Origin of the sequence: Anaeromyxobacter terrae (genome assembly GCF_022690685.1) — a bacterium.
GTDB classification, from domain to species: domain Bacteria; phylum Myxococcota; class Myxococcia; order Myxococcales; family Anaeromyxobacteraceae; genus Anaeromyxobacter; species Anaeromyxobacter terrae.
On sequence record NZ_JALCYY010000047.1, the window covers coordinates 1 to 19,605 of the forward strand.

Here is a 19,605-nt window from a genome sequence, read left to right on the forward strand (position 1 = left end):
CCGCCCGCCCGTCGCGCCGCAGGTCCGCCCGCCCGGCGGTGCCCCAGGCCAGCCCGCCGCTCCCATGGCGGCCGCGCCCCACGGCGCGCCCGGGCAGCCGGCGAGGCCGGCGGTCGATCCGCGCACGCTGCGCCCCACCTCGACGCAGGCGGTCGTGATCTCGCGGCCGCTCGTGCCGGTGCGCCGCGTGACGCCGCCGACGAGCGCGCGCCAGCAGTTCCCGGCCGCGCCGGGGCCGCGCGCGCTCGGCGAGGTCCGCGAGCTCAAGGTCGTCCCGGGCTCGCTCGGCCGCGAGCGCGAGTTCATCGACGTCTCCCGCGACAAGCGCGGCCGCGGCCGCGCCCCGGGCCGCCCGGTGTCGGAGGAGCAGGCGAAGAGCCTCACCGGCAAGGAGCTGCTCGCGGCCGCCATCACGGCCCGCGCGTACATCCCGATCCGCGGCAAGAAGAAGAAGCCTACGAAGAAGGGGGCCAAGACGCTGGTCACCGAGCGCGCCGAGCACAAGAAGGTCATCCGGATCGAGGAGTCCATCTCGGTCTCGGAGCTGTCCCAGGCCATGGGCGTCAAGGCGTCCGACCTCATCCGCAAGCTGATGCAGGGCGGCACCATGGCGACCATCAACCAGCAGATCGACGCGGACACCGCGGCGCTGCTCGCCACCCAGTTCGGCTTCACCCTCGAGAAGAAGGGCTTCGAGGTCGAGGAGTACATCCCGGAGATCGAGGTGGACGAGTCCAAGCTCGTCATCCGCCCGCCGATCGTGACCGTCATGGGCCACGTCGACCACGGCAAGACCTCGCTCCTCGACGCCATCCGCCAGGCGGACGTCGCCGCGGGCGAGGCGGGCGGGATCACCCAGCACATTGGCGCCTACTCGGTGCAGACGCCGCAGGGGCCGATCACCTTCCTCGACACGCCAGGCCACGAGGCGTTCACGGCGATGCGCCAGCGCGGCGCGCAGGTCACCGACCTCGTCGTGCTCGTCGTCGCGGCGGACGACGGCGTGATGCCGCAGACGGTCGAGTCGATCAAGGCGGCCAAGGCCGCCGGGGTCACGATCCTCGTCGCCATCAACAAGATCGACAAGCCGGGCGCGTCGCCCGAGCGCGTCATGCAGCAGCTCACCGAGTACGAGCTCGTCGCCGAGCAGTGGGGCGGCACGACGATCATGCTGCCCGTCTCCGCCCGCACGAAGCAGGGCATCCCGGAGCTGCTCGAGTACATCGCGCTGCAGTCCGAGGTGCTCGAGCTCAAGGCGAACCCGGAGATGCTCGCCTCGGGCCGGGTCATCGAGGCGAAGCTCGAGAAGGGCCGCGGTCCGGTCGCGACCGTGCTCGTCGAGGAGGGCACCCTCCGCGTAGGCGACGCCCTCGTCACCGGGATCCACTACGGCCGCATCCGCGCGATGATGAACGAGCGCGGCGAGCAGGTGAAGGAGGTCCCGCCGGGCTATCCGGTCGAGGTCCTCGGCCTCTCCGGCGTGCCGATCGCGGGCGACGAGTTCGACGTCGTCGAGGACGAGAAGGCGGCGAAGGAGGTCGCCGAGCACCGCGCCGAGAAGCAGCGCAAGAAGGAGCTCGGCACGACCCGCAAGGCGACGCTCGAGGATCTCTTCGCGAAGGCGAAGACGAGCGGCGCGAAGGTCCTGAACGTCGTCATCAAGGCCGACGTGCAGGGCTCGTCCGAGGCCGTGTCGCAGGCGCTCCAGAAGGCCGCCACGAAGAAGGTCGGGGTGAAGATCCTCGACGCCGGCGTGGGGGCGGTCACCGAGTCCGACGTCCTCACCGCGGCGGCCGGCAACGGCATCATCGTCGGGTTCAACACGAAGCCCGAGACGAAGGTCGAGCAGATCGCCAGCCAGCAGGGCGTCAAGATCCTCCTCTTCGACATCATCTACGAGGCGGTGGACAAGATCCGCGAGGAGATGGCGAGCCTGCTCGAGCCCATCATCCGCGAGAAGCCGCTCGGCAAGGCCGAGGTGCGGGCGCTCTTCAACATCCCGAAGATCGGCGCCATCGCCGGCTCGGCGGTCACGGAGGGCGTCATCAAGCGCGCGGCGCACGTGCGGGTGCTGCGCGACCGGAAGGTCGTCTACAGCGGCAAGATCGGCTCCCTGAAGCGCCTCAAGGACGACGTGCGCGAGGTGCAGTCCGGCTTCGAGTGCGGCATCGGGATCGACGGCTTCAGCGACGTGAAGCCGGGCGACGTCATCGAGGCGTACGAGCTCGAGGAGATCCGCCCGTCCCTCGACTAGCCCGACGCAGGATCCCGGCCGATCTCGGGCGGGCTCGTCGCTGCGCTGCTCGCCGTACGGAGGCAGTACGGCTGCGCTGCTCGCTCCTCGCGCGCCCGACCTCGGCTCGGGCTTCTGCGTCGGGTCCGCCCGACGCGGGATCCCGGCCGAGTGGTCCTCGGACGAGCGTCCTCGAACCCGGTGGGATACGTTAGGCCGGATCGGGCAGGCGCGGCAGCGCCCGGAGGCGGGGGGCCACATGTTCGTCGGAGTACTCAGGCTCACCCTCCACCTCCCCGCGCCGGGCTCGCTCAAGTCGAAGCGGCACCTCGTCCGCTCCGCGATCGACCGCGTGAAGGCGAAGTTCAACGTGTCGATCGCCGAGGTGGGTGAGAACGACCTCTGGCAGCGCAGCGTCATCGGCGTCACCGCCGTGGGGAACGACCACGGGTTCGTGAACGAGACGCTCGACAAGGTCGCGAACTTCGTCGCGTCGATGCACGGCGGCCAGATCCAGCTCACCGCGCGCGACCTCGAGATCGTCGCGTACGGCGATCACCTCGGCGAGGACGGCGGCCGGACGCTCGCGGACGTCGAGGCGGAGCAGGAAGAGCGGGAAGAGCAGGACGAGGGCTGGAGCGGCGAAGACGCCGAGGGCGGGGAAGAGGAAGAGGACGAGGAGACCCGATGAGCACGCACAGCCGGCCCGCACGCGTCGCCGAGGAGTTCCGCCATGGGCTCGCGGAGGTGATCGCGCGCGGCCTCAAGGACCCCCGCGTCACCGGGTTCATCACCGTGACCGGCGCGAAGATGTCGCCCGACCTCAAGGAGGTCACGGCCTACGTGTCGATCCACGCCGACGAGGCGGAGCGCGCCCGCACGCTGGAGGGGCTCCAGGCGGCCACGACCTACCTGCAGCGCGAGGTCTCGCGGGGCCTCCGGCTCCGGCACACGCCGCACCTCCGGTTCGTCTACGACGAGTCGGTCGCGCGCGGCGATCGCATCGAGCGGCTCCTCAAGGAAGCGCGGGACAAGGACTCGCAGCGCGAGCCGTGAGCCGCTCCGGCGTACTCGTCGTCGACAAGCCGGCCGGGCCGACCAGCTTCGACGTCGTGCAGCGCGTGCGGCGGCTGCTGGGCGCGGCGCGGGCCGGCCACGCCGGCACGCTCGACCCGGCCGCCACCGGGGTCCTCGCGGTGTGCGTCGGGGACGCCGTGAAGCTCCAGCAGTACCTCGCCGACGCGGACAAGGCGTACGAGGCGACGGTCGCCTTCGGCGCCGCGACGGAGACGGAGGACGCGGAGGGCCGGGTCATCGCGACCGGCGATCCGTCGGGGCTCAACGCGGACCAGATCCGCGCCGCGCTCACGCGCTTCGTGGGCGAGATCGAGCAGGTCCCGCCCATGTACTCCGCCGTTCGTGTCCGCGGCCGGCGGCTGCACGAGGCGGCGCGGGCGGGCGAGTCGATCGAGCGCGCGCCGCGGCGCGTCCGGGTGGACGCGCTCGAGCTCCTCGCGCTCGACGCGGCGCCGGGCGACGCGGCCGAGGGAGCCCCCGGGCCGGTGCTCCGCCTCGCCCGGCTCACGGTGCGCTGTGGGAAGGGCACCTACGTGCGGACCCTCGCTGCGGATCTGGGGAGGGCGCTCGGCGTGCCCGCCCACCTCGCCGCGCTCCGCCGCACCGAGGCGAGCGCCTTCCGCGTCGAGGAGGGGATCAGCCTCGCGGCGGCGGAGGCGCTCGACCGCGAGGCCCTCGCCGCGCGGATCGTTCCGATGGGGGAGGCGCTGCGGGTGCTCCCGCCGGTCGCCCTCGACTGGCACGAGGTGCGCGACCTCGTCCACGGCCGCGCGCTGCAGCGCGAGGCGCCTGCGGCGCTCGTCCGCGCCCTCGCCCCGGACGGTCGGCTCGTCGCGATCTGCTCGCTCGGGGAGCGGGGGCTCAGGCCCCAGCGCGTCTTCCTCGGCCCCGGCGACCTGGGCGCGGCTCGCGCCGAGGAACGTTGACTCGTCCGGACGGATGGCTTAAGACCCCGCTTTCACACGAACGCCCACTGTGGCCCGAGGCGCGCGCCTTCGCCCTCGCCGCGGTGGAGCGAACCCACGAAAGGAAGTCCCTATGGCGCTGGTGCAGGAGCGGAAGCAGGAGCTGGTGACGAAGTACAAGCGGCACGAGAAGGACACCGGCTCGCCCGAGGTGCAGGTGGCGCTCCTCACGGAGCGGATCACGTACCTCACCGAGCACTTCAAGACGCACAAGAAGGACCACCACAGCCGCCGCGGCCTGCTGAAGCTCGTCGGGCAGCGCCGGCGCCTGCTCGACTACCTCCGCACCATCGACCAGGGTCGCTACAAGACGCTGATCGAGCAGCTCGGCATTCGCAAGTAGGCGGTGGAACGAAGCGCCTCGGCAATCTCGCCGGGGCGCTCGCGCTTTCCGGCGACGGAGGCGCGAAGCAGGGCAACGCGCCCGCACGGGCCGGGGCCGCGACGAGACCGCGAGGTCGCTTCCGTTTCCGACTGGGCCGCCTCTCCTCCACGGAGAGGCGGCGGAGTGAGGAACAGAGGCACCTCCCGATCCCGGTGGCGGCAGCGGCGCGCGCGGGACAACGCGGCGAGGGACTCCCGAGGGCGTCCTCGCGCGCAAGGAAGGTGCACATGAATCCGATCCAGAAGACCGCTCGCGTGGGCGACCGCGAAATCCTGCTCGAGACGGGCAAGGTCGCGAAGCAGGCGCACGGCGCCGTGTGGGTCCGCATGGGCGACTCGATCGTGCTCGTCACGGTCGTCTCGGCCGCGGAGAAGAAGGAGGGCATCGACTTCTTCCCGCTCACGGTCGACTACCAGGAGAAGCTCTTCGCCGCGGGCCGCGTCCCGGGCAGCTACTTCCGCCGCGAGGGCCGGCCGACCGAGAAGGAGACGCTGACCTCCCGCATCGTCGACCGCTCCTGCCGGCCGCTGTTCGCCGAGGGCTACTCGAACGAGACGCAGGTCATCGCGACCGTGATCTCGTTCGACCAGGAGAACGACACCGACGTCCTCGCGCTCACGGGCGCGTCGGCGGCGCTGCACCTCTCCGACATCCCCTTCAACGGCCCCATCGCCGGCGTCCGCGTCGGCCGCGTGAACGGCCAGTTCGTCGCGAACCCGACGCTCGCGCAGCGCGCCGAGGCGGACCTCGACGTCATCATGGCCGCCTCGCGCGACGCCATCGTGATGGTGGAGGGCGGTGCGAAGGAGGTGTCCGAGCAGGTGATGGTGGACGCGCTCCTCTTCGGCCAGGCCGCGGTGAAGGACCTGCTCGACGTGCAGGACGCGCTCCGCAAGGCGACCGGCGACAAGCCGCGCCGCGCCTTCGAGCCTCCCAAGAACGACGTCGCGCTCCGCGAGAAGGTGAAGGCGCTCACCTGGGAGAAGGTGAAGGAGGCCTACGCCCGCAACGAGAAGCACGACCGGTACGGCCGGCTCTCCGAGATCAAGAAGGAGCTCCTCCAGGCCCTGAAGGAGGAGGCGGGCGGCGACGCGCAGAAGCTCGCCGGCATCACGCTCCGTGAGAAGGAGATCAAGGGCTACTACGAGGACGTGAAGTACGAGTACATGCGGAAGATGATCACCGACGAGCGCCGTCGCATCGGCGGCCGCGGTGAGGCGGACATCCGCAAGATCTGGTCCGAGGTGGGGCTCCTCCCCCGCGTCCACGGCTCGGCGCTCTTCACGCGCGGCGAGACGCAGGCGCTCGTCGCGACCACCCTCGGCACCGCCGAGGACGAGCAGCGCGTCGAGATGCTCACCGGCATGACCTTCAAGCGGTTCATGCTGCACTACAACTTCCCGCCGTTCTCGGTCGGCGAGGTGAAGTTCCTCCGCTCGCCGGGCCGCCGCGAGATCGGCCACGGCGCCCTCGCCGAGCGCGCGCTGCGCCAGGTGATGCCGGCCGAGGACAAGTTCCCGTACACGGTCCGCATCGTCTCCGACATCATGGAGTCGAACGGCTCGTCCTCGATGGCGTCGGTGTGCGGCGGCTGCCTGTCGCTCATGGACGCCGGCGTGCCCATCAAGGCGCCGGTCGCAGGCATCGCGATGGGGCTCATCAAGGAGGGCGAGAAGATCGCCATCCTCTCGGACATCCTCGGCGACGAGGATCACCTCGGCGACATGGACTTCAAGGTCTGCGGCACCGCCGAGGGCATCACGTCGATCCAGATGGACATCAAGATCGGCGGCGTGACCCGCGAGATCCTCGAGCGCGCGCTGGCGCAGGCGGCCGACGGCCGCAAGCACATCCTCGGCGAGATGGCGAAGGCGATCTCCCAGCCGCGCGAGTCGATCAGCGCCTACGCGCCGCGCATCACGACCATCAAGATCCGGCCGGAGCGCATCAAGGACATCATCGGCCCCGGCGGCAAGACCATCAAGGACATCACCGCCCGCACCGGCACCTCGATCAACATCGAGGACGACGGCTCGGTGTCGATCGCGAGCCCGAGCCAGGACAAGGTCGAGGCGGCGATCAAGATGATCCGCTCGCTCACGCAGGAGGCGGAGATCGGCAAGACCTACCTCGGCACGGTCCGCAAGATCGCCGAGTTCGGTGCCTTCGTGGAGCTGTTCCCGGGCACCGACGGCCTCATCCACATCTCCGAGCTCTCGGACAAGCGAGTGAAGAGCGTCTCCGACGTCCTCTCCGAGGGCGAGGAGGTGCTCGTGAAGGTCATCTCCGTCGACCGGGCGGGCAAGATCCGCCTCTCGCGCAAGGAGGCGCTCGCGGAGGCCGCCGGCAAGAAGCCCGAGGGCGCCGCCGAGACGAAGGGCGAGCCCGCCAAGTAGACGTCACAGCCCGTGCCGCGCGCCGGGGCCCTCCGCGGGCCCCGCGCCCGCGGTCGAGAGGTCTCGATGCCGGTGACGGTGAAGGTGCGGCGCGTGGGCCAGCGCGGCCCGCCGCTCGAGCTACCCCGCTACGAGACGGACGGCGCCGCGGGGCTCGACCTGCGCGCCGACGAGCCGGTCACGCTCGCCCCCGGCGAGCGGCGGCTCGTCCCCACCGGCCTCGCCCTCGAGATCCCGCCCGGCCACGAGGGCCAGGTGCGCCCGCGCTCCGGGCTCGCCGTGCGCCACGGCGTGGGGATGGTGAACGCGCCGGGCACCATCGACTCCGACTATCGCGGCGAGGTGGGCGTCCTGCTCGTGAACCACGGGCAGGCGCCCGTGTCGTTCGCGCGCGGCGATCGCATCGCCCAGCTCGTCATCGCGCCCGTCGTCCGGGCCGAGCTCGTCGCCGCCGGGGAGCTCTCCGGCAGCGGGCGCGGCGACGGCGGCTTCGGCTCGACCGGCCAGTGATCCCGAGGTGACCCCATGATCCCCCGCTATACCCGGCCCGAGATGGGCCGCATCTGGACCCCGGAGCGCCGCTACCGGATCTGGCTCGACGTCGAGCTCGCCGCCTGCGAGGCGATGGTCCGCCTCGGCGAGGTGCCGCCGGCGGACTTCGAGGCGCTGCGCCGCGCGTTCGACGGCTTCGAGTTCACCGCGGCGGACGTGGCCCGCATCGAGGAGATCGAGCGGACCGTCAAGCACGACGTCATCGCCTTCCTCACCTTCGTCGAGGAGAAGGGCGGCCCCGCCGCGCGCCACCTGCACAAGGGGATGACCTCCTCCGACGTGCTCGACACGACGCTGGCGGTCCAGCTCCACGAGGCGACCAGGCTCCTCCTCGCCGGCGTGGACCGGGTGATGGCGGCCGTGAAGAAGCGCGCCCACGAGCACGCGCGCACGCCGATGATGGGCCGCAGCCACGGCATCCACGCCGAGCCCGTCACCTTCGGCCTGAAGCTCGCCGGCTGGTACGACGCCTGGGGCCGCCGCCGCGAGGCGATCGCGCGCGCCGGCGAGACCGTGGCGGTGGGCAAGATCTCCGGCGCGGTGGGGACGTTCGCGAACGTCGACCCGCGCGTCGAGGCGTTCGTGATGGAGCGGCTCGGCCTCGCCGGCGGGGAGGGGGCCGCGACGCAGGTCGTGAACCGCGATCGCCACGCCGACTTCTTCACCGCGCTGGCGGTGGCGGGCGGCACGCTCGAGCAGCACTCGACCGAGGTCCGCCACCTGCAGCGCACGGAGGTGCGCGAGGCGGAGGAGCCCTTCACGGCGGGCCAGAAGGGCTCGTCGGCGATGCCGCACAAGCGGAACCCCATCCTCTCCGAGAACCTCACCGGCATCGCGCGCCTGCTCCGCTCCTACGCGCTCGCCGCGCTCGAGGACATCGCGCTCTGGCACGAGCGGGACATCAGCCACTCGTCGGTCGAGCGGGTGATCGGCCCGGACGCGACCATCGCCCTCGACTTCGCGCTGCACCGCTTCGCGGGGATGATCGAGAACCTGCGCGTGTACCCGCAGCGGATGCAGGAGAACCTCGATCTCACCGGCGGGCTGTACGAGGCGCAGCGCGTGCTCCTCGCCCTCGTCGGCAAGGGCGTGGCGCGCCAGGAGGGCTACGTCTACGTCCAGCGCAACGCGATGAAGGTCTGGGAGGAGCAGGTCGACTTCCGGACCGCGCTGAAGCGGGACCCGGACGTGAAGCGCGTGCTCTCCGACGAGGAGATCGACGCCTGCTTCGCGCTCGAGTACCACCTGAAGCACGTGGACACGATCTTCCGCCGCGTGTTCGGGGCGCCGTAGGCGGCCGTGGTGCGGATCGAGCGGAGCCCCGGCGCGCTGGTCCTCGCGTCGCGCCTGGCGCGGCCGCGCGTGCTCGCCGTCCTCGCCGTCGCGCTCCTCCTCGGCGCCGCCGGCCTGCGCGGCGCCGCCCCCTGGGCGGCCCTCGCGCTCGCGGCGCTCGCCGCGCTCATGGTCCTGCTCGGCGGCCGCTCGGTGCGCGCGACCTTCGCGCGCGGGCGTGTCCGGGTGAGCGGCGGCAAGCCGCTCCAGCGCCAGGACCGCGCGCTCGCCGAGTTCACCGGCGTCCGGGTCGAGACGGTCGGGGAGGCGCGGGCGCGCCGCGCCGAGCGGCTCGTGCGCGGCTACCGGGAGCGCAGCGGCGGCTCGGCCGCGCCCGCCTGGCTCGTCCCCGCGCCCGCCCCCGGCACGAACGACCACCTCCGCCGCCTCGTCCTGGTGGCGCGCGACGGCGAGCCGCTCGCGGTGACCGCGTGGCTCGCGCCCGAGGACGACCTCGAGCCTGCGCGCGCCGAGATCGCGGCGATGTTCTGATAGAGCGCTGCCCTCATCAGTCATCCTGAGGCTGCCGACCGTGCCCACGGTCGCCGTTCGACGAGCGGCTCAGCGCGCGGGGCGGTTGGGGCATCGACGGGGTGAGCAGCCCGTCCCGGGAATGCGCCCTTCGGAGTCATGCGGTCAGCAAGAGCGCGACAGGCGTGCCCGCGGGGACCTGGGCCACGGTGGCGCGGCTCTCGGCCGACCGCGGCTGGAGCGTCGTCGCTCCGGCCCGCGCGGCCGCGAGGCGCCGTCCGCGCGCGGGGCGCGGGCGCAGTCGTGCCGGCCCGCAAGTCTCACGGCGCCCGCATTCCCAGCTGCATGGCGGGACGCGGGGGCGCCCCGCCGGCGCGCTCCAGCGGCGTCGGTCCGTCGCCCGGGTGGCGGCGGAAGCCTTCCATGTGCTCGCGTCCGAAGGTCCTCTCGGCGTGAAGCAGGTTATGAGCTCGGCAGACGAGCCGTAGATTGTCGATCGTCGAGGGCCCTCCGAGCGCCAGAGGGCAGATGTGGTCGAGCTCGAGCTTCCAGCGGCTGTTGCAGCGGCACCCATCCGGACCGACCCAGGCGCAGCGCCCGCCGTCGCGCTTCCACACCGAGCGGCGCACTATCGCCGAGATCGTGGACGTCGCCTCCGGGGACCTCGCCGCCATCGCCTCCGGGCGCTTCGTCTTTCGCTCCGGCGCGACCGCGCCCTTGCGCTTGCCGTGCTTGTCGATGGCGCAGCGGATCGCCTCGTGGAGCACCGCCGCCAGGTCACCGTCCGGGAGCTTGTGCGAGAGAAGACACCGGAGCGTCTCGAGGTCCTCCTTGCAGGCGCGGTCGAGGGTGACGCGGAGGGACCAGTGGCTCTCGGTGACCGCCACGGTCTCCGACCTGCGCCTCGGCCTCTCGCTCCGGACTTCGCGGGTTGCCGGGGACGCGGCGTCTGTCGGGCTCGCGTCGGGCATGGGCGCTGCGGGTGCTCCGCCCGACGGCTCGGCGCGCTCCCCGCCAGTGTCCGGCGCCGTGAGCGGCAGCGCCGCGCTCGCCTTGGCCGGCTCGCGCTCCGGGAGCTTGCGGATCCCCGCGCGCGGCGCGGTGCGCGCCTGGATGGAGGCGACGAGGTGCTCGACCTCGGCGCTCCCGCCACCCCGGCTGGGCCGCTCGGACCGTGCCTGGACAGCGCGATCCCAACTCTTCGATGCCCGAGTCCGATGTGCGCATCCATACGCCGGTCCATCGGCGTACGGCCCTCCGGGCGGTCGGCCCTGAGATGAGTCCTGAGGGCTGCGCCCCGCCCCGCCGACGGCCGCCCGCGGTCGCGGGTGCGCGCGGGTTCCCCGCCGGAGGGACTTCGCCCCTCCCGCGAAGGCCCGTTCGACTGTGCCCCCACCCACCCCTGCTGCGGCTAGGGGCTGCGCCCCCGCCCCGGCGCGCGCGGGCGTGGCAAGGCGCGGGCGGCGAGCTCCTCGATGTGCGCGAGGCAGGCGTGCGGGGCGCGCTGCAGGATCATGTGGGGCGCGTCGAGCCGCACCACCTCGGCGGCGGGGCGGAGCGCCAGGATCTCGTCGCCGACGTCGGTGCGGATGAGCCGGTCGCGCGACGGCGAGAGCACGAGGATCGGCGCGTCGACCTGCACGAGCGCGTCACGCACGTCCGAACGGAGCGCCTCCATCGCGCGGAGCGCCATGACCTCGGGCGTCGTCCTCCCCACCGCCTCCTGCACCTCGCGGAGGAGCGCGTCGGGTGCATCCCGCCCCGCCATGAAGTGGCGCACGAGGAAGGCGGGCATCCGCAGGCCGAAGAGGCGGGCGCCGACGAGCCCGCGGATCGGATGGAGGAGCGGGTGCAGCGGCCGGTGCAGGAACGTCGCGGCGAGCACGAGGCCGGCGAGCCCGGGCGGCCGCTCGGCGGCGAGCCGGATCGCGATCGGCCCGGAGAACGACTCCGCCACGAGGAGGAACGGCCCGCGCGGCAGGCTCGAGCGCACGCGATCGACGAGCGCGTCGTAGCCGAGCGGCGCGTCGGCCGGGTAGGAGACCACCACCGGCGCGATGCGCCGCGGCGCAGCGGCGAGGAGCGGCGCGAAGAGCCGGCCGCTCCCGTCGATGCCGGGGAGGAGGAGCGCCGGGGTCGCGCCGGCGGGCATGCGCCGGAGGCTAGAGATAGCCCTTCGCGCGGAGGTTGCGCTGGATGCGCTCCTCGACCGAGCCCACGTCCGACGCGAACGTCTCGCCGGTGAGCCGCTCGAAGACCTCGATGTACTTGCGCGCGAGCATCACCCGCACGTCGTCGGAGAGGGCGGGGGGCTTGCCGTGGCCGGAGAACCCGTGCTCCTTGATGAGCCACTGCCGGATGTTCTCCTTGTCGAGCATCTCCTGCTCGGCGCCCTTCGCGAACCGATCCTCGTAGCCGTCCGCAACCCAGTAGCGGGAGCTGTCGGGCGTGTGGATCTCGTCGATGACCACGAGCTTCCCGGCGATGGTCCCCATCTCGTACTTCGTGTCCACGAGGATGAGGCCGCGGCTCCGCGCCCACTCCTGCCCGCGCTGGAAGAGCCGCTCCGCGATGGTGGTCGCCTCGCGCCAGAGCTCCGGCGAGACGAGGCCCTGAGCGAGGATCTCCTTCTCGCTGATGGGCTCGTCGTGCTTGCCGTACTCCGCCTTGGTGGAGGGCGTGATGATGGGCCGGTCGAAGCGCTGGTCCTTGCGGAGCCCCTTCGGCCACTCGATCCCGTAGGCGCCCGCCTTGCCGGCCTCGTAGTCGCGCCAGAGTGAGCCCGTGATGTAGCCGCGGATCACGATCTCGATGGGCAGCGGCTTCGCGCGCTTCACGACCATGACGCTCGGATCGGGCAGGTCGACGACGTGCGTCGGCGCGAGGTCCTTCACCTTCTCGAACCAGAAGGCGGTGAGGCGGGAGAGCACCTCGCCCTTGAACGGGATCGTGCCGAGCACGTGGTCGAACGCGGAGATGCGATCGGTCGTGACCATCACGATCTCGTCGCCGCGGGCGTAGTTGTCGCGGACCTTGCCGCGGTACAGCTCGCCGAGCGCGGGCAGGTCGATCTGGCGGAGCGTGTGGGGGAGCTGAGCGCGGAGCTTGTCGTCCGGGATCATGGGCGGGATGTTATACGTCGCGCCCTCACATGGAACCGGGAAAAGTACGGATCGTCCTTCACCGCCCGCAGAGCGCCGACAACATCGGCGCCGTCGCCCGGGCGATGAAGAACTTCGGCCTGTCCCGCCTGGCGATCGTGGCGCCGCCGTCCTGGGCGGGGCCTCCTCGCAGCGGGGGGCCGGGCACCGCCCGGGAGGACGTCCTCGCGCGCGCCCGCCGCCTCGCGCGGCGGGCGTCGGACGTCCTGGAGGCCGCCGAGGTCCACGCGGAGCTGCGCGGGGCGCTCGGCCCGGCCGTCTGGACCTGCGGCACGACCTCGCGCGCGGTGGAGGGGCGCCCCTTCCTCGATCCCGCCGGCCTCGCGGCGGAGGTCGCCCGGCGGAGCGTCCAGGGCGAGGTCGCGATCGTGTTCGGGCAGGAGCGGCGCGGGCTCTCCGACGCGGAGCTCGAGCTCTGCCAGGCGGTCTGCTCCATCCCGACCTCGCCGGCGTACGACTCGATGAACCTGGCCCAGTCCGTGGCGGTGCTCGCCTATGAGATCGGCCGGCCGCGCCAGGCTCCCACGCCGCAACCGGCCGCGGCGGAGCCCGCGCGGCACGCGACCGTAGAGGCGCTGTGGGACCGGCTGAAGGCGCTCCTCGGCGCGGCGGGCTACCTGAACCCGCAGAACCCCGAGCACATCCTCGCGGACCTGCGCCGCCTGCTCGCCCGCGCGGAGCCCACGCAACGCGAGGTCGAGCTCCTCGTCGCGGCGGTGCGCGCGCTCGAGCGGACGCTGCGCGACCGCGCGAGGTGAGGAACCCGCCGGCTACGCCGCCGGGGCGGCCGCGGCCTGGTTCTTCTTGCGGCTCTTCTTCCAGGCCTCGAAGTGCTCCTGGCAGAGCCCGTGCTCGACGACCTTCTTCTTGCAGTCGGGCTTCGAGCAGGTGTCGTAGCGTCCCGGGCGGCTCTCGAGCTCGCCACGGCGGAACTGCTTGTAGTGGAAGAAGCAGAGGCCCTTGGCGCGGTAGGCGCGCTTGCAGCCGGCCACCGTGCAGGTCTTGGTGCCGCCGCCCTTCGCGCGAGGCGCGGCCTTCTTCGTGTTGGTCGTCTCGGCCATAGAGGGGCGCTAGATACCCGACCCGAGGTCGGATGGCAACTAGCGACCCTCGTCCCCGAGTGCGGCCCGCGCCTGGGCGGCCTTCGCCCGTTCCTGCGCGGGCACCTCGGCGAGCGAGATCCGGACCGAGCGCTCGGGCCCTTGCCCGCGGCGGGTCTTGAGCTCGATCTCGCGGCCCACACCCGCGGTCGACACGTACCAGCGGAGCCTCGAGGGGGTGTGGACGTCGTGGCCCTGGAACCCGGTGATCACGTCGCCGACCTTGACCCCGGCGGCGGCGGCGGGGCCGCCCGTCGCGACCTCCGTCACCACCACCCCGCGCGGCTCGTCGCCCCGCGGGATCTCGCGGACCGCGACGCCGAGCCAGCTCCGCACCACGCGGCCGTGATCGCGCAGCTGGCCGACGATCTCCTTCGCCATGTTGATGGGCACGGCGAAGCCGATCCCCTGGCCGGTCGCGTTTACCGCGGTGGCGATCCCGATCACCTCGCCGCGCAGGTTCAGCACCGGCCCCCCCGAGTTGCCCGGGTTGATCGACGCGTCGGTCTGGATGAAGTCGTACGTGCCCGGGCGCCCGAGCGGCGCGATGTCGGTCCGGCCGGTGTGGCTCACGATCCCGAGCGTCACGGTGTGGTCGAGCCCGAAGGGGCTGCCGATCACGAGCACCCACTCGGCGACGGCGACTCGGTCGGAGTCGCCGAGCGGCACGAACGGAAGCGGCCGCTTGGCCTCGATCTTGAGGAGCGCGACGTCGGACTCGGCGTCGGCACCGACCACGCGCGCGGGCACGCGCGGAGTGTCCGAGCCGAAGTCGACCTCGACCACCTCGGCGCCCTCGACCACGTGGGCGTTCGTGACGACCCAGCCGTCGCGGTGGATGACGAAGCCCGAGCCGATCCCCTTGCGCGGCCCCTCGTTGAGCTTCTCGAACAGGTCGCGGAGCTCCTCGTCGTTCGCGCCCGGCGGCGGCGCCTGCGTGGTCACGACCCCGACCACCGCGGGGATCGCCGACTCGGCGAGCCTGGACAGATCCGGGAGCCCCTGCGCGGCCTGCGGGACCACCTGTGGAGCCTTCGCCTCGGAGTACAGCGGGCGCGAGGCGTCGCCCGGTCCCGCCGCCACCCACGCCGCCGCCACGAGCGCCGCCCAGCCGGACATGACCACCTCCACCCGCCGGACTCGCGGGCTCCCGAACAAGGTGGGGACCGCGGAGGAGGCGGCGCAAGGAGGCGAAGCTGGGGGTTGCCCGCGCGTCCGGCGCGGGCCGGGGCACTGCTAGGGGTGGGCGCGCAGCTCGTCCGCGAGGACGCGATCGAGGGCGCGGCGGTCGGCGTCGGTGTGAGCCTCGGTGGGCCGGGCGCGGGACCCTCCCTGCGCGCCGCGAGCCTGCGAGCGGGCGGTCGGCCGGTGGTCGGCCGACGGCTTCTCGCCGCCGCGGCCGGCGAGCTCGTCCCAGCCGCGCTCGACGAAGGCGGGGAAGCTCCCGGCGCGCTCCCAGCGCGCCGCGAGGGTGCGGCCGTGGACGGGCACCCAGAGCCACAGCGCGGCGAGCACGGCGCCCGCGAGGACGAGCTTCGCGAGGAGGCGGAGCATGCGAACCGGGGTAGCACGGGACCCGGGCGCGAGCGAGTTTTGGGCGGGACCCGGGTGGGCGCCGGCTATCGCAGGTACGGGACGAGCTCGGCGGCGTCGTCCACGAACGCGGTCGCGCCCGCCGCGGCGAGCTCCGCGCGGGAGCCGAGCCCCCAGGTCACGGCGACGAGCGCGACGCCCGCCGCGCGCGCGGTCGCGACGTCCACGCGGCTGTCCCCGACGAACACCGTGTCGCCGGGCGCCGCCCCGTGCTCGGCCATGATCTCGAGCGACCCGGTGGGATCGGGCTTCCGCGGCGCGTCATCGCCGCCGACGATCGCGACGAAGCGATCCGCGACGCCGAGGCCGGAGAGGATCTTGCGGGCCATCGCGCCCGGCTTGTTGGTGTGGACCGCGAGCGCGCGTCCGGCGCCGGCGAGCGCCGCGTCGAGCCCGGGGTAGAGCCGCGTGCGGTCGAGGCAGTGCGCCTCGTAGTGGTCGCGCCAGAGGGCGAGCGCCGGCTCGAGGAGCTCGTCGCGCGGGGCGATCGCGCGGGCGAGGAGCAGCCGCGCCCCCTCGCCGACGAAGCCGCGGATCTCGTCCCGCCCCCTCGAGGGCAGCCCGAGCGCGGCGAGCGCGTGGTTCACCGACGCCGCGAGGTCGTCGATCGAGTCGACGAGCGTGCCGTCGAGATCGAGGATCGCGAGGCGGGTCACCGCGTCCCTTCGCCGCCGTCGAGGATCGTGAACTCGACGCGCCGGTTCTTGGCGCGCCCGAGCGCGGTCTTGTTGGACGCGATCGGGTGCTCCTCGCCGAAGCCGGTCGGCTCGAGCCGCTCGCGCGCGACGCCCTTGCCGGCGAGGTAGCGCGCCACGGTGCGGGCGCGCCGGTCGGAGAGGTCCTTGTTGTACGCGTTCGAGCCGACGTCGTCGGTGTGGCCCTCGACGCGCACGCGGCGGAGCTCCGGGTGGGCGACGAGGATCCCGCCGATGGCGTCGAGCACCGGGAACGACTGCGAGCGCAGGGTGTCGCGCCCGGTGTCGAACTGGATCGCGTCCTTGAGCGAGAGCCGCTCCGTCTCGATCTCGACGAGCGGCTCCTCCTCCTTCACCGGGCAGCCGTCGCGCGTCGCGGGGCCGGGCTGGGCAGGGCAGCGGTCCTCGCGATCCGGGATCTCGTCGCCGTCGCGATCCGGGCAGCCGTCGAGCTCGGCCGGGCCGGGCTCCGCGGGGCAGGCGTCGCGCGCGTCGGGCACGCCGTCGCGATCGCGGTCCGGCTCGCCGGAGGCGTCGTCGCGCGCGGTGTCGAGGGCGAAGCGGATGCCCCCGAAGACGCGCCACGACTCGCGGCCGTACCCGGCCGCGCCGAGGCCGGTGCCCGCGCCGAGGTCCACCGCGAGGCGATCGGAGAGGAACGCGCGGAGGCCGGTGCGAGCGGAGAGCGGGGCGCGGTGGCGATCGGTCGAGAGATCGTTGCCGCGCGGCCAGCCTCCGCCGACCTCGGCGATCGCGCGCCACTGCCGCGCGGCGCCGGGAGAGGTGAGGTCGTAGGAGCCGCCGAGGGACCAGGTCGGCCCGTCGTTCACCACGAGCTGCGCCCACTGCCCCCGCTCCCGGAGGACGTAGCCGACCTGGGCGTCGAGGCGGGTGCGGCCGAAGGCGCGGGTGAGGACCACGCCGGGCACCGCCATCGGCCCCTCGCCCGTGAAGGCGGTGCGGTCGCCGGTGGGCGCGCGCAGGTCGAGGAGCGCGGCGAGCCCGATCCCGAGCGGCGCGCGCGCCGCCTCGAGCAGGGAGAGCTTCGCCACGAGCCGGACGTCGCCGAGCGCGCTCCGCGCGATGGGGGCGACGAGCGGCCCGGTCACGCCCCGGTCCTGGAGCAGCGAGAGGTCGGAGCGCTGGTAGAGCGCGACGGGCAGGTCGAGGCCGAGCTCGAGCCGCCCGAGCGACGCGGCGGCGAGCAGGTGCGCGGACAGGCGCGAGGCGAGGACGTCCTCGCGCGCGTCGCCGAGCTGGAGGGCGAGCAGCCCGTCCGTCCAGTCGAGGAGGAACGCCGCGCCGATCCGCCCGCGCGGCGCCGTCGCCGCGGTCTCGAGCGTGAAGCCGCCGTCGAGCGAGAGCGCCGGGCGCGTCGGGTCGGGATCGAACCCGCGCGCGGTGGGATCGTCGGCCGGGGCCGCCGGGTGGGCAGCGAGGAGCGCTGCGAGCGCCAGGACAGGTCGGACGGTGCGCATCCCGCGAGCTTAGGCGAACCGTACGGGGAGGCAAGCCGACGTCCGCCTACCTTTGTACCGGGGGGGCGCAGACGGCGCGTCCCCCCGGACCCCCGGCTCGCTCCGGCGCAGCTTCGAGCCGGCTGCGCCTGCGCTCGCATATCCGCCACGGAAGTAGGCGTGCGTGGGCGGAGTCGATCCGTCAAGCAGCCGACGGCGCGCGCGCGGCGGCGGCCCGCCGGCGCAGGACGGCGACGAGCGCGTCGTGAACCGCCGGGTCGATCTGCGTCCCCCGGAGCTCGGCGAGGAGCGGCAGCGCGTCGCCCTCCGCGAGCGCAGCCTGGTACGGCCGGTTCGTGGTGCAGGCGTCCCAGGTGTCGGCGGCGTTCACGATGCGGGCGACGAGCGGGATCTCCTCGCCGCGCAGCCGGTCCGGGTAGCCGTCGCCGTCCCAGCGCTCGTGGTGGCCGCGGATGGCGGGCACGGCCCCGCGCAGGAACTCGACGCCGGCGACGATCTCCGCGCCGGTCCCGGGGTGGACCTCGACGAGCGCGCGCTCCTCGGGCGTGAGGGCGGCGCGCTTCGCGAGGATCGCGTCGGGCACGCCGATCTTGCCGATGTCGTGCAGGATCCCGCCGTACACCAGGGCGGCGACGGTCTCGCGCGGCAGGCCGAGCTCGCGGCCGATCTCGGCGGCGAGCTCCGCCACGCGCTCGGAGTGGCCGCGCGTGTAGGGGTCCTTCGCGTCGATCGCGGAGGCGAGGCTCCGGAGCGTGTCGAGGTAGCCCGCCTCGAGGTCGTGGATGAGCCGGCGGTTCTCGGCGTCGTAGCGCGCGAGCTCGCGCGACATGTGGTTGAAGCCGAGGGCGAGGTCGCCGAGCTCGTTCCGGGCGCGGACCGGGACCTCCCGACCGAAGCGGCCGCGCGCGATCTCGAGCGCGCCACGCACGCACTCGGCGATGGGCCGGGTGATGCTCCGCGCGACGAGCGCCGAGAGCGCGGCCGCCACGGCGAGCGCGCCGGCGGCGGCGGCGACGCTCGCGGAGTCGAGCTGCGCGTGGCCGCGGGCGAGGAGCCCCACGACGAGCGCGGCGGGCGCGCCGGCCGCGCACGCGACGAGGAGGAGGAGGGTGCGCTGGAGCCTCATGCCGTGGCCGCGGCGCGGGCGAGCGCCCGCGCGAGGGTCCTGCGCGAGACCGGCTTCTCGAGCACCACCGCGACCTCCTCGGCGCCCTCGAGCGCGCGCGCGCTGCCGTCCGTGATGGCGGTGAGGAGGACGGCCGGCGCCGCGACGCCCGCCGCGCGCATCGCGCGGAGCGCGTCGAGGCCGGAGAGGCGCGGCATGAGGAGGTCGAGCACGAGGACGTCGGGGCGCTCGCGCGCCGAGAGCGCCACCGCCTCCACGCCGTCGGCGGCCACGACCACCGCGTGGCCGAGCTCGGCGAGGAGGTCGGAGACGAGGGCGCGGATGAGCCCGTCGTCGTCGGCGAGGAGGACCTTCACGGGCGAGGGAGGATAGCACGGGGGCGCGTCACGGCCCGAGGCCCACCCACTCCGACCCGTCGTCGTACACCTCGCGCTTCCAGATCGGCACGTCCTGCTTCAGCCGCTCGATGCAGGCCTCGCAGGCGCGGAAGGCCGGCGTCCGGTGCGCCGCCGCGCAGGCGATGACCACCGCCGCCTCGCCGGGCGCGAGCGCGCCGACGCGGTGGACGATGGCGACCTCGACGCCGTGCGCGCGCGCCACCTCGGCCCCGATCTCCGCGAGCTTCCGCTCCGCCATCGGCGCGTAGGCCTCGTACTCGAGCCTGACCACGCGCTTGCCGTGCGACTCGCCTCGGACCGCGCCGGTGAAGGTGACGATCCCGCCGCGGCCGGGGCCCGAGACGGCGTCCACCACCTCGGCGAGCGAGAGCGGCCGGTCGACCACCTGGAAGCGCGGCGCGCCGCCCGAGACGGGCGGCACGATCGCGACCTCCGCCCCGTCGCGCAGCGGCGCGTCGTCGGGGGCGAACTCCTGGTCGACCGCGATCCGGCAGCGCGGCAGGATGCGCGCGAGGGCGGGGTGGGCGCCCTCGAGCGCCCGGCGCAGCTCGGCGACCGTGGCGGGCGCGCGCTCGAGCGTCTCGCGGGAGGCGCCGGCCGCCTCCCGGGCGCCGGCGAAGTAGAGGATGTGGATCGGCATGGC

General features: G+C 73.7%; 21 protein-coding genes. 10 read left to right on the forward strand and 11 right to left on the reverse strand.

Annotated elements, in window-relative coordinates; genetic code table 11:
* The 9 genes from infB to MNY62_RS18605 all read left to right on the forward strand — a co-directional run.
* Positions 1-2,254, forward strand: a 2,254-nt coding sequence (infB, locus tag MNY62_RS18565) for a translation initiation factor IF-2 (RefSeq protein ID WP_242345723.1), incomplete at its 5' end; no start/stop codon positions are given.
* Positions 2,255-2,492: 238 nt separating this feature from the next.
* On the forward strand, positions 2,493-2,924 hold the full coding sequence (locus MNY62_RS18570) for a DUF503 domain-containing protein (RefSeq protein ID WP_242345725.1): 432 nt from the start codon (positions 2,493-2,495) through the stop codon (positions 2,922-2,924).
* Positions 2,921-3,289: a 30S ribosome-binding factor RbfA gene (gene rbfA / locus MNY62_RS18575; protein WP_242345727.1), complete on the forward strand. Its 369-nt coding sequence runs from the start codon at positions 2,921-2,923 to the stop codon at positions 3,287-3,289. The genes MNY62_RS18570 and rbfA overlap by 4 nt, the downstream gene beginning before the upstream one ends.
* Positions 3,286-4,236, forward strand: coding sequence for a tRNA pseudouridine(55) synthase TruB (truB, locus tag MNY62_RS18580; RefSeq protein WP_242345728.1), 951 nt, complete (start codon positions 3,286-3,288; stop codon positions 4,234-4,236). Before rbfA ends, truB begins: the two co-directional genes overlap by 4 nt.
* Before the next feature lie 112 nt (positions 4,237-4,348).
* Entirely contained in the window at positions 4,349-4,618 is a 270-nt protein-coding gene (gene rpsO / locus MNY62_RS18585) for a 30S ribosomal protein S15 (RefSeq protein ID WP_242345730.1), read from the forward strand.
* Positions 4,619-4,887: 269 nt separating this feature from the next.
* Entirely contained in the window at positions 4,888-7,056 is a 2,169-nt protein-coding gene (gene pnp, locus MNY62_RS18590) for a polyribonucleotide nucleotidyltransferase (RefSeq protein WP_242345732.1), read from the forward strand.
* Positions 7,057-7,122: 66 nt separating this feature from the next.
* Positions 7,123-7,566 (forward strand): dUTP diphosphatase, encoded by a 444-nt coding sequence (gene dut / locus MNY62_RS18595; protein WP_242345734.1) that lies wholly within the window; start codon positions 7,123-7,125, stop codon positions 7,564-7,566.
* 15 nt (positions 7,567-7,581) lie between these two features.
* Positions 7,582-8,901 (forward strand): adenylosuccinate lyase, encoded by a 1,320-nt coding sequence (purB, locus tag MNY62_RS18600; RefSeq protein WP_242345736.1) that lies wholly within the window; start codon positions 7,582-7,584, stop codon positions 8,899-8,901.
* A 6-nt stretch (positions 8,902-8,907) separates the two neighbouring features.
* Positions 8,908-9,432, forward strand: a complete 525-nt coding sequence (locus MNY62_RS18605; RefSeq protein ID WP_242345737.1) for a hypothetical protein — start codon at positions 8,908-8,910, stop codon at positions 9,430-9,432.
* Positions 9,433-9,731: 299 nt separating this feature from the next.
* On the opposite strand, the gene MNY62_RS18610 is transcribed toward MNY62_RS18605, so the two are convergent.
* The 3 genes from MNY62_RS18610 to MNY62_RS18620 form a co-directional block, all read right to left on the reverse strand.
* On the reverse strand, positions 9,732-10,298 hold the full coding sequence (locus MNY62_RS18610) for an HNH endonuclease (protein WP_332842342.1): 567 nt from the start codon (positions 10,296-10,298) through the stop codon (positions 9,732-9,734).
* Positions 10,299-10,822: 524 nt separating this feature from the next.
* A complete protein-coding gene (locus tag MNY62_RS18615; RefSeq protein WP_242345738.1) occupies positions 10,823-11,563 on the reverse strand; it encodes an alpha/beta fold hydrolase in 741 nt (246 codons plus the stop codon).
* A gap of 10 nt (positions 11,564-11,573) precedes the next feature.
* Positions 11,574-12,533 carry a phosphoribosylaminoimidazolesuccinocarboxamide synthase gene (locus MNY62_RS18620; RefSeq protein WP_242345740.1) on the reverse strand — a complete coding sequence of 320 codons (960 nt, stop codon included), beginning with the start codon at positions 12,531-12,533 and terminating at the stop codon, positions 11,574-11,576.
* Positions 12,534-12,562: 29 nt separating this feature from the next.
* On the opposite strand from MNY62_RS18620, the gene MNY62_RS18625 reads away from it, so the two are divergent.
* Complete coding sequence (locus MNY62_RS18625; RefSeq protein WP_242345741.1) at positions 12,563-13,330, forward strand: RNA methyltransferase; 768 nt, start codon at positions 12,563-12,565, stop codon at positions 13,328-13,330.
* A gap of 12 nt (positions 13,331-13,342) precedes the next feature.
* Here MNY62_RS18625 and MNY62_RS18630 read toward each other — a convergent pair whose 3' ends face one another.
* From MNY62_RS18630 to moaD, 8 genes are all read right to left on the reverse strand, one after another.
* Positions 13,343-13,633, reverse strand: a complete 291-nt coding sequence (locus MNY62_RS18630) for a hypothetical protein (RefSeq protein WP_242345743.1) — start codon at positions 13,631-13,633, stop codon at positions 13,343-13,345.
* 39 nt (positions 13,634-13,672) lie between these two features.
* Positions 13,673-14,791 carry a S1C family serine protease gene (locus MNY62_RS18635; RefSeq protein WP_242345745.1) on the reverse strand — a complete coding sequence of 373 codons (1,119 nt, stop codon included), beginning with the start codon at positions 14,789-14,791 and terminating at the stop codon, positions 13,673-13,675.
* Positions 14,792-14,908: 117 nt separating this feature from the next.
* Positions 14,909-15,226, reverse strand: a complete 318-nt coding sequence (locus MNY62_RS18640; protein WP_242345747.1) for a hypothetical protein — start codon at positions 15,224-15,226, stop codon at positions 14,909-14,911.
* Between the two features lie 65 nt (positions 15,227-15,291).
* Complete coding sequence (locus tag MNY62_RS18645; protein WP_242345748.1) at positions 15,292-15,921, reverse strand: HAD-IA family hydrolase; 630 nt, start codon at positions 15,919-15,921, stop codon at positions 15,292-15,294.
* Positions 15,918-17,438, reverse strand: a complete 1,521-nt coding sequence (locus MNY62_RS18650; protein WP_242345750.1) for an OmpA family protein — start codon at positions 17,436-17,438, stop codon at positions 15,918-15,920. Before MNY62_RS18650 ends, MNY62_RS18645 begins: the two co-directional genes overlap by 4 nt.
* A gap of 181 nt (positions 17,439-17,619) precedes the next feature.
* Positions 17,620-18,564: an HD domain-containing phosphohydrolase gene (locus MNY62_RS18655; RefSeq protein WP_242345752.1), complete on the reverse strand. Its 945-nt coding sequence runs from the start codon at positions 18,562-18,564 to the stop codon at positions 17,620-17,622.
* Positions 18,561-18,920, reverse strand: a complete 360-nt coding sequence (locus MNY62_RS18660; protein ID WP_242345753.1) for a response regulator transcription factor — start codon at positions 18,918-18,920, stop codon at positions 18,561-18,563. Before MNY62_RS18660 ends, MNY62_RS18655 begins: the two co-directional genes overlap by 4 nt.
* Before the next feature lie 28 nt (positions 18,921-18,948).
* Entirely contained in the window at positions 18,949-19,602 is a 654-nt protein-coding gene (gene moaD / locus MNY62_RS18665) for a molybdopterin converting factor subunit 1 (protein ID WP_242345754.1), read from the reverse strand.
* Between the last annotated feature and the right edge of the window lie 3 nt (positions 19,603-19,605).